Annotated in this window: 14 protein-coding genes; all 14 read left to right on the top strand. The window is 60.0% G+C overall.

What is annotated here, in order from left to right:
- Positions 1–32: 32 nt before the first annotated feature.
- The 14 genes from HNQ50_RS05835 (at position 33) to HNQ50_RS05900 (ending at position 17,374) form a co-directional block, all read left to right on the top strand.
- Complete coding sequence (locus HNQ50_RS05835; protein WP_184098537.1) at positions 33–977, top strand: carbohydrate ABC transporter permease; 945 nt, start codon at positions 33–35, stop codon at positions 975–977.
- A complete protein-coding gene (locus HNQ50_RS05840; RefSeq protein ID WP_184098539.1) occupies positions 974–1,783 on the top strand; it encodes a carbohydrate ABC transporter permease in 810 nt (269 codons plus the stop codon). Before HNQ50_RS05835 ends, HNQ50_RS05840 begins: the two co-directional genes overlap by 4 nt.
- Positions 1,780–2,442, top strand: coding sequence for an HAD family hydrolase (locus tag HNQ50_RS05845; protein ID WP_184098541.1), 663 nt, complete (start codon positions 1,780–1,782; stop codon positions 2,440–2,442). Before HNQ50_RS05840 ends, HNQ50_RS05845 begins: the two co-directional genes overlap by 4 nt.
- Positions 2,443–2,491: 49 nt before the next feature.
- Complete coding sequence (locus tag HNQ50_RS05850; RefSeq protein ID WP_184098543.1) at positions 2,492–3,592, top strand: ABC transporter ATP-binding protein; 1,101 nt, start codon at positions 2,492–2,494, stop codon at positions 3,590–3,592.
- A gap of 93 nt (positions 3,593–3,685) precedes the next feature.
- Positions 3,686–5,071: a D-arabinitol 4-dehydrogenase gene (dalD, locus tag HNQ50_RS05855; protein WP_184098545.1), complete on the top strand. Its 1,386-nt coding sequence runs from the start codon at positions 3,686–3,688 to the stop codon at positions 5,069–5,071.
- Positions 5,072–5,091: 20 nt separating this feature from the next.
- Positions 5,092–6,561, top strand: a complete 1,470-nt coding sequence (gene xylB, locus HNQ50_RS05860) for a xylulokinase (RefSeq protein ID WP_184098547.1) — start codon at positions 5,092–5,094, stop codon at positions 6,559–6,561.
- Between the two features lie 103 nt (positions 6,562–6,664).
- On the top strand, positions 6,665–7,558 hold the full coding sequence (locus HNQ50_RS05865; protein WP_184098549.1) for an alpha/beta fold hydrolase: 894 nt from the start codon (positions 6,665–6,667) through the stop codon (positions 7,556–7,558).
- A 108-nt stretch (positions 7,559–7,666) separates the two neighbouring features.
- Entirely contained in the window at positions 7,667–8,707 is a 1,041-nt protein-coding gene (locus HNQ50_RS05870; protein WP_184098551.1) for a threonine aldolase family protein, read from the top strand.
- Positions 8,708–8,814: 107 nt separating this feature from the next.
- Positions 8,815–9,999, top strand: a complete 1,185-nt coding sequence (locus tag HNQ50_RS05875) for an NHL repeat-containing protein (RefSeq protein WP_184098553.1) — start codon at positions 8,815–8,817, stop codon at positions 9,997–9,999.
- 152 nt (positions 10,000–10,151) lie between these two features.
- Positions 10,152–12,749, top strand: a complete 2,598-nt coding sequence (gene mutS, locus HNQ50_RS05880) for a DNA mismatch repair protein MutS (protein WP_246428600.1) — start codon at positions 10,152–10,154, stop codon at positions 12,747–12,749.
- A 173-nt stretch (positions 12,750–12,922) separates the two neighbouring features.
- Complete coding sequence (locus tag HNQ50_RS05885; protein WP_184098555.1) at positions 12,923–13,372, top strand: hypothetical protein; 450 nt, start codon at positions 12,923–12,925, stop codon at positions 13,370–13,372.
- A gap of 141 nt (positions 13,373–13,513) precedes the next feature.
- On the top strand, positions 13,514–14,659 hold the full coding sequence (gene rluB / locus HNQ50_RS05890; protein WP_184098557.1) for a 23S rRNA pseudouridine(2605) synthase RluB: 1,146 nt from the start codon (positions 13,514–13,516) through the stop codon (positions 14,657–14,659).
- 26 nt (positions 14,660–14,685) lie between these two features.
- The gene (greB, locus tag HNQ50_RS05895) at positions 14,686–15,252 is read left to right on the top strand and encodes a transcription elongation factor GreB (protein WP_184098559.1); all 567 of its coding nucleotides are present in this window, start codon (positions 14,686–14,688) and stop codon (positions 15,250–15,252) included.
- A gap of 46 nt (positions 15,253–15,298) precedes the next feature.
- Positions 15,299–17,374 (top strand): ATP-binding response regulator, encoded by a 2,076-nt coding sequence (locus HNQ50_RS05900; RefSeq protein ID WP_184098561.1) that lies wholly within the window; start codon positions 15,299–15,301, stop codon positions 17,372–17,374.
- The last annotated feature ends 43 nt before the right edge of the window (positions 17,375–17,417 follow it).

Below are 17,417 nucleotides of genomic sequence, written 5' to 3' on the forward strand. Positions count from 1 at the left end.
CTCACTCCTTACACCTCACAGCGGAGCCTCTCATGACTCAACACGTTCTAGATGCCTTGCCAGCGGGCAGTCCGGCTACCGTCGCGCCGATATCGCCGCGCCGCGCCAGCAATCCTTTGGCAAAACTGCTGTTAACGCCGTCGGTGGCTGTCCTGTTTTTATGGATGATCGTCCCGCTGGCCATGACGCTGTATTTCTCGTTTATCCGCTACAACCTCCTGAACCCGGATCAGACCGGTTTTGTGGGACTGGATAACTACAGATATCTGCTGGAAGACCCGACGTTCTGGCCGTCCATTGGCCACACGCTGGTGCTGATTGGCTCAGTGCTGGCGATCTCGGTCATTGGCGGCACGCTGGTCGCCGTCTTGTTTGACCAACCCTTTGCAGGCCGCGGTATTGCTCGACTCCTCGTTATCGCGCCCTTTTTTGTGATGCCCACGGTCAGTGCGCTGATCTGGAAAAACATGGTGTTGCACCCGGTGTATGGCCTGTGGGCCGGCATCTTCCGTCACCTTGGCTTGCAGCCGATTGACTGGCTGGCGGACTACCCCATGTGGTCGGTGATTGTGATGGTGGCGTGGCAATGGTTGCCGTTTGCCTTCCTGATCTTGCTCACCTCACTGCAATCGCTCGATACCGAGCAAAAAGAAGCCGCGCAACTGGATGGCGCCGGCCCGGTACGCATCTTTGTCTACATCACGCTGCCGCACCTGTCGCGCGCCATTGCCGTGGTGATCATGATCGAGACCATCTTTTTGCTGTCGATCTTTGCCGAGATTTTCACCTCCACCGCCGGTGGCCCAGGTACGGAAACCACCACGCTGACCTGGCTGATTTACTCGATCGGCTTGCAACAGTTTGATATCGGTATTGCCTCTGCGGGCGGGGTCATCGCGGTGATTCTGGCGAACGTCGTGTCGTTCTTCCTTGTGCGCATGCTCGCTAAAAACCTCAAAGGGGAGTACGACAAATGAACGAAAAAGCCCCGATCTGGGTCGGTGTGCTGGGCTGGGCCGTGGCGCTGGTGATCTTTATGCCCATCTTCATCATTGCCATTACCGCCTTCAAAACCGAACAAGACGCGTATTCACTCACCCTGTTTTTTACGCCCACCCTGCAAAGTTTTCATGAAGTGTTCGAGCGCAGCCATTACCTGTCGTTTGTCAGTAACTCGGTGATTGTTTCGTTTGGCTCGACCTTCTTGTCGCTGGCCATTGCCGTACCGGCAGCGTATTCGCTGGCGTTTTTTCCGGGCAAACGCGCCCAGAAAACGCTCTTGTGGATGCTCTCGACCAAAATGATGCCCGCCGTAGGGGTGCTGATCCCGATCTACTTGCTGGCCAAGAATGCCGGTTTGCTCGATAGCGTGACGGGTCTGGTCATCATCTACACGCTGATCAACCTGCCGATTGCGGTGTGGATGGCCTTTACGTACTTCAACGAAGTCCCCAAGGAAATCCTGGAAGCCGCGCGTATTGATGGCGCCAGCGCCTGGCAGGAAATGCTGCACCTGCTGCTGCCCACCTCGCTGCCGGGTCTGGCATCCACGGCCTTGCTGCTGGTGATCCTGTCGTGGAATGAGGCGTTCTGGAGTCTGAATCTCTCCAGCTCCAACGCCGCGCCGCTGACCGTGTTCATTGCTTCGTATTCCAATCCGGAGGGGCTGTTCTGGGCCAAGCTCTCGGCGGCATCGCTGCTGGCGGTCGCCCCCATTCTGTGTCTGGGCTGGATTGCCCAAAAGCAACTGGTGCGCGGCATGACCTTCGGGGCGGTGAAATGACACTCAGCCATCTGATCTGCGATTGCGACGGCGTTTTGCTGGATAGCGAAAGCGTGGCGCTGGCGGCGATTCTGGATGGGCTGTCGGGCCGCATGGCGCGGGATCAACTGGATCAATTCTTGCGCCCGCGTCTGGGCATGACCATGCATCACATCGCAGAGGATATGGCGCGCGATCTGGGCCTGCGGCTGACGCCAGAAGAAACACTGCATCTGGAAACCTCGGTCGAAGACCGCTGCATTGCCGAAGCCCAAGCCATCAACGGTGTGTTGGCTGCCTTGCAAAGCGTGCATTTGCCCATGGCGGTGGCCAGCAACAGTAGCCAGGCACGGGTAGAGGCCGGCTTGCGCAATGCCGGTTTATGGAGCCTGTTCGCAGGCCGCGTCTACACGCCGGGCCGTGGGCTGCGCCCCAAGCCCGCGCCGGATTTATACCGCGCCGCATGCCAAGGGTTGAGTGCGGTAGCTGCAACAACCCTGGTGCTGGAAGACAGCGTTGCGGGCGTGACCGCCGCGCGCGCTGCCGGATTGACCGTGCTGGGGTTTGTCGGCGCGCGCCACGGCGAGCCCACGGCTGCGCAGCGCCTGCGTGATGCCGGTGCGACCGATGTCTTTGACGATATGACCACCTTGCCGGCGCGACTTGCCGCCTGGCATTAACTCGACACATAACGGTTTGCACCAAGCCAGACCGACGAAGGAGCCCGATATGGCCAGCATGACCTTGCGAGATGTGCAGAAAAGCTACGAGACGGTAGAAGTGCTGCGCGATATCAATCTGGATATCGCTGATGGCGAATTCGTGGTGTTTGTCGGCCCCTCTGGCTGCGGCAAATCCACCCTGTTGCGCATGATTGCCGGGCTGGAAGAAATCACCGGTGGCGAATTGAAGATCGGTGATGCGCGCATGAACGATGTCCCCGCCAGCAAGCGTGGCATTGCCATGGTGTTCCAGAGCTACGCCCTGTACCCGCACATGACGCTGTACAACAACATGGCGTTCGGGCTGAAGATTGCCGGTAAATCCAAAGAAGAGATTGATGTGGCGGTCAAGCGCGCAGCAAAAATCCTGCACATTGATCACTTGCTGGACCGCAAACCCAAGGCGCTCTCCGGCGGCCAACGCCAGCGCGTGGCCATTGGCCGCGCTATCACTCGTGAGCCGGCGGTGTTTTTGTTTGATGAACCGCTCTCCAATCTGGACGCCGCGCTGCGCGTGAAGATGCGGCTGGAGTTCGCCAAGCTGCATGATGACCTCAAGACCACCATGATTTATGTGACCCATGATCAGGTCGAAGCCATGACGCTGGCCGACAAGATTGTGGTGTTGTCCGCCGGCCGCATTGAGCAAGTGGGCTCGCCGCACACCCTGTATCACCACCCGGCCAACCGCTTTGTCGCCGGTTTTATTGGTTCACCCAAGATGAACTTCATTGAGGGCGAAGTGGCTGCCATCGGGCCGGATCATATCGTCGTCAAGCTGGCTGGCGGTCAGCAAACCGCTGCGGTGGATGGCACTGGTTTGAACGTGGGTGACAAGGTGACGCTGGGTATTCGCCCGGAGCATCTCGCGGTCGACCCGGCCGGGCAGTTTCAGGCCACCGTCACCGCACAAGAATCGCTGGGGGATCACGCTTTTGTCTATGCCAGCTATGCCGGTGCACAGGAAGGACTGATTTTGCGCGTGCCTGATGAAGACGAGTACGTCACCGGCAGCGCCATCCGCCTTTCTGCTGATCCCAATCGCTGCCATGTCTTCAATGCCGAAGGGCTGGCCTGCCCGCGCACCCGGATGCTTGCCGCAGCCTGAGTTTTAAAGATGGGATGGTACGTCGCGCAAACCGGGCCTTGCAGGGCAGCCGGGGGCGGCGTGCGGTCAAAAGAAACCAACAAGGAGAACATCATGACCATCAACGCAACTGGCCCGTATACCTGGCTGCATCTGGGCGCGGGGTCATTTCACCGTGCGCATCAGGCCTGGTATCTGCACCGCCTGCGCCAGGCCGGCGACCACACCTGGACGCTGGCACTGGGCAATATCCGCGAAGACATGTCGCCCTTGCTGGCCGCGCTGGCACGGCAAAAGGGCGAGTACACGCTGGAAACCATCACGCCGGAAGGCGTACATGAGTATGAAACGGTGCGCTCCATCAGCAAGATCGTCCCGTGGGATGCGCAACTGGCCGCACTGGTCGAAACAGGCGCGGCGGCGCAGACCCGTGTGATCTCGTTTACTGTGACCGAAGCGGGCTATTACCTTGATCAGCATTTCAAACTGGATGTCACCAACCCGGATCTGGCGGCGGACCTCAAGGGGGACAAGCGCACGATTTATGGCGCGCTGCATGCCATTCTGAGCGCGCGGCGTGCGGCAGATCAGGGTCCGGTGACGCTGCTGAACTGCGACAATCTGCGCCACAATGGCGAGCGCTTTCGCGATGGCATGCTGCAATTTCTGGCGCTGCGGGGCGAAACCGGTCTGGCGGACTGGGTGACGGTGAACACGGCCAGCCCCAATTGCATGGTTGACCGGATTACCCCGCGTCCGGTGCCCGCCGTGCGGGAGCGGGTCAAGGCCGCCACCGGGGTTGATGATGAAGTGCCGGTGATGGGCGAGAGCTTTATCCAGTGGGTGGTAGAAGACCACTTTATTGCCGGCCGGCCCGCGCTGGAAAATGTCGGCGTCGAGATGGTCGAATCCGTGCAGCCGTATGAAGAGGCCAAAATCCGCATTCTCAATGCCAGCCATAGCTGCATTGCCTGGGCGGGCACCTTGATTGGCCTGACCTATATTCACGAAGGCACTCATGTGCCCTCGATCCGGCAAATGGCCTACGCCTACGTGACCGAAGACGTCATCCCGTGCCTTTCGCCCAGCCCGCTTGATCTGGGCAAATACCGCGATGTGGTGCTGGACCGCTTTGGCAACCCGAGCATCCAGGACAGCAACCAGCGCGTGGCGGCCGACGGGTTCTCCAAAATTCCGGGTTTTATCGCGCCCACGCTGAACGAGTGCTTCAAACGCGGCGCAACGCCTGGCGCCACGGCCATGTTGCCAGCGCTGTTTTACGTATTCCTGCAGCGCTGGGCAGATGGCAAGCTGCCATACGAATATCAAGACGGCATTCTGGACGCCAGCGCTACCCGCGCCATGCTGGCCGCCGCCGACCCGATTGCCGCATTTTGTGCCGATCCGATGTTATGGGGCGCCATTGCTGGCAAGCCGGAGTTTGTTGTGCTGATGCGCGAGTCGGTGGAACGGGTCAACGGTTGGCTGGCGACACAGTAAGGCTGCACACAGGAGAGGTTATGTATCTCGGCATTGATCTGGGCACTTCTGAAGTCAAAGTGGTGCTGCTTGATAGCCGCAACAACATCGTTGCCAGCGCTGGTACGACGCTGACCGTGAGTCGCCCGCACCCGCGCTGGTCAGAACAAGACCCCGCCGCGTGGTGGGATGCCACGGTGGATGCCATCGACAAACTGCGGGCGGCACATCCAGCGCAGTTTGCCGAGGTGCGCGCCATTGGCTTGTCCGGCCAGATGCATGGTGCTGTGGTGCTGGATGCCGCAGACCAGGTACTGCGCCCGGCCATCTTGTGGAACGACATGCGCGCCGCTGATGAATGTCGTGAACTCACCGAACTGGCGCCAGATCTGCATCAAATTGCCGGCAACCTGGCCATGCCGGGCTTTACCGCGCCCAAACTGCTGTGGCTGCGCCGGCATGAACCGGAGGTCTACGCCAGCACGGCCACCGTGCTGCTCCCCAAAGACTGGCTGCGTTTCAAACTGACGGGTGAAAAGGCGTCCGATCCCTCGGACGCCGCAGGCACATTGTGGCTGGATGTCGCCCGGCGTGACTGGTCTGACACGCTGCTGGCCGCCACCGGCCTGACCCGCGCACAGATGCCCAAGCTGGTCGAGGGCGATGCGGTGTCTGGTTTTCTGCGGCCGCAGTTGGCGGCACGCTGGGGCTTGTCGACCGGCGTCATGGTCGCGGGTGGCGGTGGCGACAACGCGGCCAGCGCAGTCGGCATTGGCGCCACCGTGCAGGGTGACGGGTTTATCTCTCTGGGGACGTCTGGTGTGATGTTTGTGGTCAATGACCGCTTTCGTCCCAACCCGGCGTCTGCCGTGCATGCCTTCTGCCACGCTTTGCCCAACCGCTGGCATCAAATGAGCGTGGTGCTGTCCGCCGCCAGTTGTCTGCGCTGGCTGTGCCGGCTGACCGGGACCGATGAAGCCACCTTGCTGCCAGAAGTGGCTGCATTGTCGCTGGACATGCTGGATCAATCCCCCGTGTTCTTGCCCTATCTGTCTGGCGAGCGCACACCGCACAACGACCCGTTCGCCCAAGGGGTATTCCACGGCATGACCCATGCGACAGATCGGGCCATGTTGGGTTACTCCGTACTGGAAGGCGTGACGTTTGCGCTCAAGGATGGGCTCGACGCTTTGCGTGCCGCCGGCACAACGGTCGATACGCTCTCGCTCATGGGGGGTGGCGCGCGTAGTCCGTACTGGGCGCAACTGATTGCGGATGTGCTCAACCTGCGCATCATCACCCACCACGGCGGCGAAGCGGGCGGGGCGCTGGGGGCCGCCCGCCTGGGCTGGTTGTGCGCGGGCGGTAACGAGGCCGATATCTGCCAGAAACCGCCGGTGCGGGCCGAGTATCTGCCGCAGACGCAGCGTGCCGACGTACTGGCGCATCGCCTGGCGTTCTATCGGGATGTCTATCTGCAGCGCCCGCAAACGCAACTGGTTCGGGGTTAATCGGGCCGGACGCGCTGGTATGTCCTATATTTACCCGGATAAAATTTGACCTGATATTTTTATCCGGGTAAATTGCAGCCTCATACTCTGTGAGGCACACATCATGACGAGGCTGAAAGCCAACGGTATCGAACTGGCCTGGGATAGCTTTGGGAGCGCATTGGCAGAACCCATTGTGCTGATCGCCGGGCTAGGCAGCCAGATGATCCGCTGGACCGTGCCGTTCTGTACGGCACTGGCCGCCCGGGGCTATCGCGTTATCCGGTTTGATTTGCGTGACACCGGGCAGTCCACGTACTTTGATCACTATCCTGCGCCCGATTTCGCTGTGTTGACAGCCGAACTGCGCGCCGGCCGGCAACCTCCGCTGGCCTACACGCTGGAAGACACGGCGGCAGATGTAGTCGGTCTGCTGGACGCATTGGGCATTGCCCGGGCCCATATTGTCGGGCGCTCCATGGGCGGCATGATTGCGCAGTTACTTGCCAGCCTGTATCCGGAACGGGTGCTGTCACTGACCTCCATCATGTCCAGTTCTGGTAATCCGGCGTTGCCTGCGGCCGCGCCGGAAGTCATGGCGCTGATGACCCGCCCCGCGCCAGACCCGCGGCTGGATGAAGATGGCTTTGTTGCGCATGGGCTCGCTTTTGCCCGGCGCATTGCCGGCACTGGTTCTCCGTTCAATGTCGAACAGCACGAGATACTCCTGCGGGAGGAATGCCGGCGCGGCAGGAGCGCAGGCGGTTTTGCCCGGCAGATTGCCGCGATTGCGGCTTGCGGGGACCGTACACCCGGACTGGCATCCATTACCGCGCCTGCGCTGGTAATCCACGGTGCGGATGACCCCGTGTTTTTACCGGCGTGTGGCGAGGACACCGCGCGAGCCATCCCCGGTGCTCGTTACATGTTGCTGGCAGGCATGGGGCACGATCTGCCGCCCGCGTTATATGAGACGGTGATAGAGGCCATTGCCAGCAACTGCCAAGGCCCAGGGTAAACACGACTTGAGGCCAGGGGCGCGGCTCTGGTTTAATCAGTCCAAACTGATTGCCAATATGCGCCGCAGCCACAAGCCGGCAGCGCTTTGAAAATGGATTACCCGCCCATGCAAAAAACCGCGTTCGCCAGTGACAACACTTCCGGTATCTGCCCGGAAGCGCTTGAATCCTTTATTGCTGCCAATACTGCCAATATGGCGTCTTACGGTAATGATGAGTGGACCCGTCGCGCCTGCGATGCCATTCGTGACCTGTTCCAGACCGATTGCGACGTGTTCTTTGTGTTTAACGGCACCGCCGCCAATTCGCTGGCGCTGGCCTCGCTGGTGCAGAGTTATCACAGCATCATTTGTCACAAGCTCTCTCACGTCGAAACGGACGAATGCGGCGGCCCGGAGTTTTTCTCCAACGGCACCAAGCTGTTGCTGGCCGAAGGCGAGGGCGGCAAGCTGGATGTCGAAGGTATCGCCCGCCTGGTCGCGGCCCGTACTGATATCCACTATCCCAAACCGCGCGCCGTGACCATCACGCAATCGACCGAAGTTGGCACCGTGTATTCGCTGGCAGAAGTCCAGGCCATCGGCGCGACCTGTCGGGAGATGGGTCTGGCGTTCCATATGGATGGCGCACGCTTTGCCAACGCCGTAGCGCATCTGGGTGTCAGCCCGGCGGAACTGACCTGGAAAGCGGGTGTAGATGTACTGAGTTTTGGCGGCACCAAGATGGGTATGCCAGTGGGTGAGGCCGTGGTGTTCTTCAATCACCAGTTGGCGCAAGACTTTGCCTACCGCTGCAAACAGGCCGGGCAACTGGCCTCCAAAATGCGTTTTCTGGCCGCGCCGTGGGTGGGCATGTTGCAAGACAATGCCTGGCTCAAACGTGCTACCCATGCCAACGCTATGGCCACACGCCTCTCGGATGCGCTTGCCGCGTTGCCGGGCGTGTCGCTGATGTTTCCCACACAAGCCAATGCCGTATTTGTGAACTTGCCTGCCAACGCGGCTCAAGTGCTCAAAGAGAAGGGCTGGGCGTTCTACAGCTTTATCGGTGCCGGCGGTGCGCGCTTTGTGTGTTCGTGGGCAACCACAGTTGAAGAAGTAGACACGCTGGTGGCGGATGTACAAACCGGGCTGAGCGTCGCTGGCTAAACTCTCTGTGACAGTGGCGTGACCGTTTATTCCTCTGGCGTGCGCGGCCGGCCGTAGTGCCATCTATGCTTTCATGATTACACCCAGCACCAGCCCCTGGGGGAAAAATGAAAACCGCACTTCGGCTTTGGTCACCCATGCTTGTTGCTGTCCTGACTGCATGTGGCGGGGATTTCTTTGGCAGTTCTGACAGCGCCCCGGCGCCGGCTGCAACGCCGGCGTCGCAGCCTTCTGCAACCCCGGTACCGACCACTCTTCCAACCCCCACGCCAACCCCAGCGGGCACGGCAAGCTATACCATCGGCGGCACACTCTCCGGTTTGAGCGGGGGAGCAGTGATCCTGCATAACAACAGTGATGTGCTAACGCTTCACGCCGATGGGCCTTTCACCTTTAACGTGACCGTGGCTGCGGGCGGTGGCTACCAGGTCGCGGTGGCTACCCAACCGTCCGGTCAGATCTGCAAGGTGACGGCGGGGAGTGGGGCTGGTGTAGCGGCTGATGTGACCAGCGTTGCGGTACATTGCTCGGCGCCGGTGATCCAGTTGGCACCCTCGTGGGCGTTTGCCAACCCCATCGCCACGGCCGTTGACGGGCAGGGTAACGCCTATGTGGCGGACGGAACGACCGGTAACGTGTACAAAATTGCGCCAGGCGCCACCACGGTGACGCCGCTGCTGGCTGGCTCGCCTTTTGCTGCACCAGCGGCAGTTGCGGTGGACGGCGGCGGTACGGTCTATGTCACGGATTTCAGTGGTGGAGGGCTCTACAGCATTGCGCCAGGCGCAGCCACAGCCACACAAATTGCCCCTGGCACGTTTCCGAATCCGGCCGGCATTGCCATTGATACAGGTGGCAATGTTTACGTGGCTGACGACACTATCAACGATATTTTCAGGATTGCCGCCGGTACGACGAGTGCGACCCCGCTGGGGGTGCCCATTAACGGGCCGCAATTTATCGCGGTAGATACCGCCGGCAATTTATATATCACCGCAGGCGCCAATATTTATGAGGTTGCCGCTGGTACGTCGATTGCCAATCTGCTGACCATTTCTCCCGCACTGGTGCAGCCATCCGGCATTGCCGTGGATGGTGCCGGCAACTTGTTTGTCGCCGACACAGGGAGCAATACCTTGTACAAAATCGCCGCAGGCACCGGTGTTGCCACCCCAATCCCGACGGGTTCCGTATTGCTTGATACGCCAGTTGGCCTGACCTTGGGGAGTGATGGCAATCTGTACGTGGCCGATTATGGCGATGCCAGGGTGTATGAAATAGTGCTCCCCTGACACTGCTGCCAGACCCCTTCGCCAGAAAAGCCCGCCGTTGCGCCGGGCTCTGCCGCATCGGCAAAAGCCGGTCAGTCACGTTAGAATACGCCCCATTTCCCTTCAGACAGACTCCGGCTGCCCCAGGGCGGCCGCACAGGAACGCACAATCAATGGCTGTAGCACCAACCTCCAAAGCGAAATCCGGCAAGGTGGATTCGTCCACACAACACACCCCGATGATGGCGCAATATCTCGCGCTGAAAGCAGATCATCCGGACAAGTTTGTGTTCTACCGGATGGGGGATTTCTACGAGCTGTTTTATGACGACGCGGTCAAAGCCTCCAAATTGCTGGACATCACCCTGACCACGCGCGGGCAGTCGGCGGGTGAGCCGATTCGCATGGCGGGCGTGCCCTATCACGCGGTGGAACAATATCTGGCCAAGCTGGTGAAGTTTGGCGAGTCGGTAGCCATTTGCGAGCAGTTTGGCGATCCGGCCACCACCAAAGGCCCGGTAGAACGTCGCGTGGTGCGGGTGGTGACGCCCGGCACGTTGACCGATGCCGCTTTGCTGGACGACAAAACCGAAAACCGTATTCTGGCGCTGACGCTGGAAAAGGGCGCGCTGGGGATGGCCTGGTTGTCGCTGGCCTCGGGCGACTTTGCCTTGATGGATACCACGGCAGAAAAACTGGTTTCTGAACTGGAACGGCTGCGCCCGGCGGAAATCCTGATTGCAGACGGTGCTACGCTGGCCCTGTTTGATCAAATCAGCGCGCCGGTGCGTCGGCTTTCCCCATGGCAGTTTGATCGTGAAAGCGCCGCACGTAATCTGACGCGCCATTTTGCCGTGCATGATCTGGCTGGCTTTGGCGTCACCGATGAAACGCTGGCGCTGGGCCCGGCAGGCGCTTTGCTGGAGTACGTCCGCAGCACGCAAGGCGGCGTGGTGCCGCAACTGGCTGGCCTGCGCGTAGAAAGCCATACCCAGTTTATTGAGCTGGATGCGGCCACCCGGCGCAATCTGGAGCTGACCGAGACCATTCGTGGCGAAGCATCGCCCACACTGTTCTCCTTGCTGGATCGCTGTGCCACCGGCATGGGATCGCGCCTGCTGCGGCATTGGCTGCATCACCCGCTGCGCCAGCATGGGCCGATTCTGGAACGCCAGGAGGCCATTGGCGCGCTGGTCGAAAACGGCGCCTACATTGATATCCACCGGGTGCTGGACGACGTGGCCGATATTGAGCGGATTGCCAGTCGCATTGCCCTGCGCAGTGCCCGCCCGCGTGATCTGGCCAGTTTGCGGGATAGCCTTGTTTCACTGGCAAACTTGCCAGCCGCATTGCCGGTGCAGCCATTTTTTGCCGGCCTGGCGCAAGCGTTGCAGCCTGACCCGGCGTTGCATAGCCTGCTGGCGGCCGCCATCAAGCCAGAACCTGGTGTGGTGCTGCGGGAAGGCGGGGTGATTGCAGACGGTTTCTCGGCAGAACTGGATGAGCTGCGCGCCATTCAGGTCGGCGGCGGCGAGTTCCTGACCCAAATGGAAGCGCGCGAACGCGAACGCACCGGTATTGCCAATCTGCGCGTGGAATACAACCGCGTCGCCGGCTTCTTTATCGAGGTCACCAACTCGTATCTGGATCAGGTGCCGCCGGAATATCGCCGCCGCCAGACCATGAAAAACTGCGAGCGCTTTATCACGCCCGAACTCAAGGTGTTTGAAGACAAGGCGCTGTCGGCACAAGACCGCGCGCTGGCGCTGGAAAAACAGTTGTATGAAACCCTGCTGGAGGATTTGCAGGCGCATCTGCCGGCTTTACGCCTGGCGGCGCATGCGGCGGCCACCGCCGATACGCTGGCGTGTCTTGCCGCACGTGCGGTGGAGTGCAATTACGTGGCGCCGCAGTTTGTCGATGAAACGGTGCTGCACATCGACGCCGGCCGCCATCCGGTAGTGGAGTCGCAGATTGATGACTTCATTCCCAACGGCGTGGACTTTGCCGCCACCCGCAAACTCCTGCTGATTACCGGCCCGAACATGGGTGGTAAATCGACCTATATGCGCCAGGTCGCCCTGATTGTGCTGCTGGCGCATGTGGGTTCCTGGGTGCCGGCAACGGCTGCCACCATTGGTCGGGTAGACCGTATCTTTACCCGCATCGGCGCGTCTGATGATCTGGCGGGCGGGCGCTCGACCTTTATGGTGGAAATGACCGAAACCGCCAACATCCTCAACAATGCCAGCGAGCACTCGCTGGTGCTGATGGATGAAGTCGGGCGCGGCACCTCCACCTTTGACGGGCTGGCGCTGGCCTGGGCCATTGCCCGCGCCTTGATTGAGAAAAACCGCGCCTACACGCTGTTTGCCACGCACTACTTTGAGTTGACGCGACTGGCGCAGGATTACCCTCAGGTCGCCAACGTGCATCTGGACGCCGTGGAACACAAAGACAAGATTGTGTTCCTGCACGCCGTGCAAGAAGGGCCGGCCTCGCAAAGCTACGGGGTGGCCGTAGCCAGCCTGGCGGGGGTGCCACGCGATGTGGTGCGTCAGGCGCGCCGCAAGCTGGCGGAACTGGAACAACACAGTGTCACCAATGGCTTGCAGGGGGATCTGTTTGCCGCGCCGCTGGCGGATGAACCCGAAGAGCCGGTTGCCGACCCGTTGCTTTTGGCGCTGGATGAGATCAATCCGGACGAGCTTTCTCCGCGAGATGCGTTGCAAGCTTTGTATCGACTGAAAGAAATTTCCGTAAATTTGTAACCAGGTTGCTTACCAATCGTAAGGTGGTGTGATCAGGTAAACAATGCATTGGACCGTCCGTCTATTTCCCCTATCGTTTGCAGGGTCGTTTGCTAGCATTCCGTTCTGGTGACGCAGGACAGCTCAACCAAACCCTTTGTGCATACCAATAAAAAAGCCTTGAGGAGTTGATTGTGAATATTGCAAGTGAGCCGGTGAATCACCCGGCAAATGGCCCGGATCCACTGGATTCGGGGGTTGCGCGGTTTCTTGGGCTGACCGGAACGGACGACGGTATCAAGCTCAACGACATCCGCTCCAAGGCCGCCAGCGAGCTCAAACGCTTCGGTGACGACCTGGGTCAGCATCTGCAGGAAATCGGGATTACCGTGCCGCCGGCGATTCAGTTGCGCAGTACGGAAGAAGGTGGTGTGGCCATATTTGGTGACCACTTTGGTAAGGAAAAAATTGAATCTTTCATGAATGCGGATACCCGCCTGATGAAGTGGTTCAAGGAAGTGGAAGTCCTGCACGAGATTTTGCGCCGGGCTGAACTGCGGGGCACCGGCCAGACGGCCGAGGGTCAGCACTTCAATCTGGGTCTGACCAGTCTGGGCAGCATTGCTTTTTTCTCGGCAGATTGACGTTTTTGCAGGACCACAACAAGACCGCCAGCTGGCGGTCTTTGTTTTTGTAGCGTGTGTCCGGTAAATCAACACGTTCAGCACCAGCACGGCCGAACTGGCTCTAAGTTATAATCGTGGATTGTCTTCAGGAAAGAACGCATGAAAACCACCCGCGCGCGTCGGCCGCAACCTGCCATCAGAGAGCAAAAGTCCGGGGAAAACCAGAAAGCTGCCGCGGGCGTTCGTCGCACGCGCACTAAGGACGCCTCCGACAACTGGCACAGCGGTCCGCGTGAAGAAACCAGTGGGCGCGGCGCCAAGCCGGCGCCACGGACTGGCGCGCGCGCGGCAACCACTGCACGCCCGGCCAACACGCGCCCGGCCACCGCCACGGGCGATGCGCCAGCGGCGGCACCCACTACCAGCAAGCCTCCACGTACCGGCCGCGTGGCACGCGCCAAGAAAATGCTGGTGCGCCACGGCTCGGCCAAGCAGGTGGAAACGCAGAAACAGCTGCGTGCCAAGCGACTCACCTCTGACCAGGTGGGGGAAGAACGGCTGCAAAAAGCCCTGGCCTACAGCGGCTGGGGCTCCCGGCGTGAAGCGGAAACCTGGATCGAACAAGGCCGGGTTTCGGTGAACGGCAAGATTGCTGAACTGGGCGCCAAGGTCAAACAGGGTGACGACGTGCGCGTGGATGGCAAACGCGTCGCCTTGCGCTGGGCCGACCGCTTGCCGCGCATTGTGATGTACCACAAGCAAGAGGGTGAACTGGTCACCCGCGATGACCCGCAAGGCCGTGTCACTGTGTTTGATCGTCTGCCCAAGCTGGCTTCCAGCAAATGGGTGGCAATTGGTCGACTGGACTTCAACACCAGTGGCTTGTTGTTGTTGACCACCTCTGGCGATCTGGCCAACCGCATGATGCACCCCAGCTTTGAAGTGGAGCGTGAGTACGCCGCGCGGGTGCTGGGCGAACTGACCGGCGAGCAGATGAACGAAATGACGCGTGGCGTGGAGCTTGATGACGGCCAGGCACACTTTGATCACATCTCGGATTCGGGCGGCGAGGGTGCGAACCGCTGGTATCGCGTGGTGCTGCGGGAAGGGCGTAACCGCGAAGTGCGGCGCATGTTTGAGCACTTTGAGTTGACCGTCAGCCGGTTGATGCGGGTGCGCTATGGCATGTTCCATTTGCCGGCACGGCTCAAGCGTGGTCAGTTCTATGAACTGAACGAGACCGAAGTGCTGGCCGCGCTCAAGTGGGCAGATCTGCGCATCAACGGCCAGACCAAAGATTTCTGATTCAGACTCCGGGCAGCGCCGACGCAATGAACAAGGCATTTACCAAAGAAAGCGATGATGACGGCGATCTGCCGCCAGAACTGCAGGTACCGGCCGGCAGCAAAAACTACATCACGCCGGGTGGCTGGAAAAAATTGCGTGGCGAGTTGCATCACCTCGTCAATAAAGAGCGCCCGGAACTGACGCAGGTGGTGAACTGGGCCGCCAGCAACGGCGATCGCTCGGAAAACGGCGATTACCTCTACGGTAAACGTCGTCTGCGCCAGATTGATAGTCGCATCCGTTTTCTGACCAAGCGCCTTGAAAACGCAGAAGTGGTTGACCCGGAAACCCGCGAAGCCACTGACCAGATTTTCTTTGGCGCCACCGTGACTTATGCGCGCGAAGATGGTCGGGAAGAAACCGTGAGTATCGTTGGGGTGGATGAAACCAATCCGCCGCGTAACCACATCAGCTGGACTTCCCCGGTTGCGCGGGCGCTGCTGAAAGCGCGCGAAGGGGATGCGGTGTTGTTGCGTACGCCCGGTGGCATCGAAGAGCTGGAAGTTCTTGCCGTGATGTATGTTGCGGTAGAGACAGACCCGGCCGTCTGATTTCATCCGCTTTGCGGCATGCGGACAGCCTCGGTATGCTGTTTGCATGACAGAACAAGAACTGACCGCACCCGCCAGAGCCAGCCTGTTTCGCCGCGTCTTGCGCAATATGGCGTGCCGCATTGCGCTGGCTTCACTCATCCTGTCCGCGCTGGGCTACTACTACAGCTACACACGCTACCAGACCGAAGCCCTTGCCAATCTGGGTAAGTACATCGAAGCGCGCAGCCAGATCGAATCCAACCTGTTTTTACAGGCGGAAACCAATACCAAACTCCTGCGCAACGAGTTTGTCCGGCGTTACGCCCTGATCCAGAATTCTGATCCGGGGCCGGAATTTCACCGGCTATTCAAGCAAGACCGGGACGGGATGTGGCGCATTCGCCCAGAGCTCGATGACTTTGAATACAAAGCCACCGTGGCCATCTTGCCCCGCGTAAAACTCACCGACGAATTCATGCGGCAGGCCTTGCTGGCTTATGAACTATGCGGGCAGTTCGGCATTGCCAACCGTAACCGTTATTACGATACCTTTGTGGACCTGAATGTCTCGGATGGGAGCGTGATGTTCCTGCCGGACCTCAACTACGCTCGCAATGGTTCGGTCGCTGATTTCGCGGTGGACCTGGAGACTGAACTGGGGGCCACGCCACAGCGCAACCCGGAACGAAAGACCTTCTGGACTGGCATTTATTTCGACAAACAAGCCATGGAATGGATGGTCTCGGTGGTCACGCCCATCGACTACCTCGGCCGCTATATTGGCGGCTCCGGGCAGGATGTCTTGCTGGATCAACTGATCCAGCGCACCAATAGCGTCAGCATTCCCGGTACATACAATTTCATTGTCACCCGTGGCGGGCAGTTGATCGCCCATGCGGATCGCATGACCCAGATTCACCAGGCGCATGGCGAATACGACCTGCGCAGCGTGAATGACCCACTCCTGCGGGACTTGTACTACGCCGCCATCAAGGCCACGCCTTCGCAACCGTTTGTGGAGTCCCCGGATGGCAAGTCCTGGTTGGGGGTGTCCGCCATTTCCGGTGCGGACTGGATGTTTGTGGTGGTGTATCCCAAACGGCTGTTGCAAGAAAAAGCCGCAGTCGCGGCCAGTATGGTGTTGCTGCTGGGTCTGGTGGCCTTGCTGGTGGAGCTGGGCTTGCTGGCCTGGGTGTTGAAAATGGATGTCGCCCGGCCGCTGTCACGCCTCAAATCCGCCATTCAGACGCTGGCGCATGGGCAGTCCTCTGACCAGCTGGACACGCAGCGCGACGACGAACTGGGTGAGCTGGCCCGCAACTTTGATGTGATGGCACAAAAAGTAGCCAATCACCGGCAACACCTGGAAGAACTGGTGGCGGAGCGCACCGCAGAACTGGCCCAAACCAACGCCAGCCTTTCCAGCGCTAACCAGCAACTCACCCATCTGAATGACGAGAAAAACGAACTGCTGGCCATTGCCGCGCATGACCTCAAAAATCCGGTCGCCAGCATTGGTGGCATGGCCGGGCTGGTGGCGGGCAAGTTACATGAATGGCCGGCAGAACGCGTTAAATCCCGGTTGCTGGGCATCCAGCAACTGGCCGGGCGTTTACAGCAGATAGTGAGCAATCTGCTGGATATTCATGCGCTGGAATCCGGCCAGTTCCGCGCCCACCTGGAAACGGTGGAGATTGATCTGTTGATGGCCGAACTCCTGCAAAGCTGGGATGCGCGCCTGCAAGACAAATTCCAGCAAGCCGGCTGGCTGCCCTGCGGCCTGACGGTGCAAGCGGATCGGGAAGGGCTCTGGCAAGTGCTGGATAACCTGCTGTCCAATGCCTCCAAATACTCGCCACCCCACAGCACCATCACGCTGACAGCGCTGGTGCGCGGCAGCGTGGTGGAAATCCGGGTAACCGATCAGGGTCCGGGGATTGCGCTGCATGAAATGGACAAACTGTTCCTCAAATTCAGCCGCCTGTCTGCTGTGCCCACGGGCGGCGAGCATGCCACCGGCCTTGGTTTATCGATCGTGAAACGGCTGGTAGAGAGCATGCAGGGTAGCGTTCATTGCCATAGCCAGTTGGGGCACGGCGCCACCTTCTTTGTGACTTTGCCGGTTGCGGGCGCAGGGTGACGCGGACCGGCCCAACGGGTAAAATGCCCGACTTCAAAAAGCG

This window comes from Silvimonas terrae, assembly GCF_014202765.1.
Taxonomy (GTDB): Bacteria; Pseudomonadota; Gammaproteobacteria; order Burkholderiales; family Chitinibacteraceae; genus Silvimonas; species Silvimonas terrae.

Coding starts and splice junctions, on each gene's coding strand:
- HNQ50_RS05835 (WP_184098537.1), top strand. CDS start 33: ATGACTCAACACGTTCTAGATGCCTTGCCAGCGGGCAGTCCGGCTACC.
- HNQ50_RS05840 (WP_184098539.1), top strand. CDS start 974: ATGAACGAAAAAGCCCCGATCTGGGTCGGTGTGCTGGGCTGGGCCGTG.
- HNQ50_RS05845 (WP_184098541.1), top strand. CDS start 1,780: ATGACACTCAGCCATCTGATCTGCGATTGCGACGGCGTTTTGCTGGAT.
- HNQ50_RS05850 (WP_184098543.1), top strand. CDS start 2,492: ATGGCCAGCATGACCTTGCGAGATGTGCAGAAAAGCTACGAGACGGTA.
- dalD (WP_184098545.1), top strand. CDS start 3,686: ATGACCATCAACGCAACTGGCCCGTATACCTGGCTGCATCTGGGCGCG.
- xylB (WP_184098547.1), top strand. CDS start 5,092: ATGTATCTCGGCATTGATCTGGGCACTTCTGAAGTCAAAGTGGTGCTG.
- HNQ50_RS05865 (WP_184098549.1), top strand. CDS start 6,665: ATGACGAGGCTGAAAGCCAACGGTATCGAACTGGCCTGGGATAGCTTT.
- HNQ50_RS05870 (WP_184098551.1), top strand. CDS start 7,667: ATGCAAAAAACCGCGTTCGCCAGTGACAACACTTCCGGTATCTGCCCG.
- HNQ50_RS05875 (WP_184098553.1), top strand. CDS start 8,815: ATGAAAACCGCACTTCGGCTTTGGTCACCCATGCTTGTTGCTGTCCTG.
- mutS (WP_246428600.1), top strand. CDS start 10,152: ATGGCTGTAGCACCAACCTCCAAAGCGAAATCCGGCAAGGTGGATTCG.
- rluB (WP_184098557.1), top strand. CDS start 13,514: ATGAAAACCACCCGCGCGCGTCGGCCGCAACCTGCCATCAGAGAGCAA.
- greB (WP_184098559.1), top strand. CDS start 14,686: ATGAACAAGGCATTTACCAAAGAAAGCGATGATGACGGCGATCTGCCG.
- HNQ50_RS05900 (WP_184098561.1), top strand. CDS start 15,299: ATGACAGAACAAGAACTGACCGCACCCGCCAGAGCCAGCCTGTTTCGC.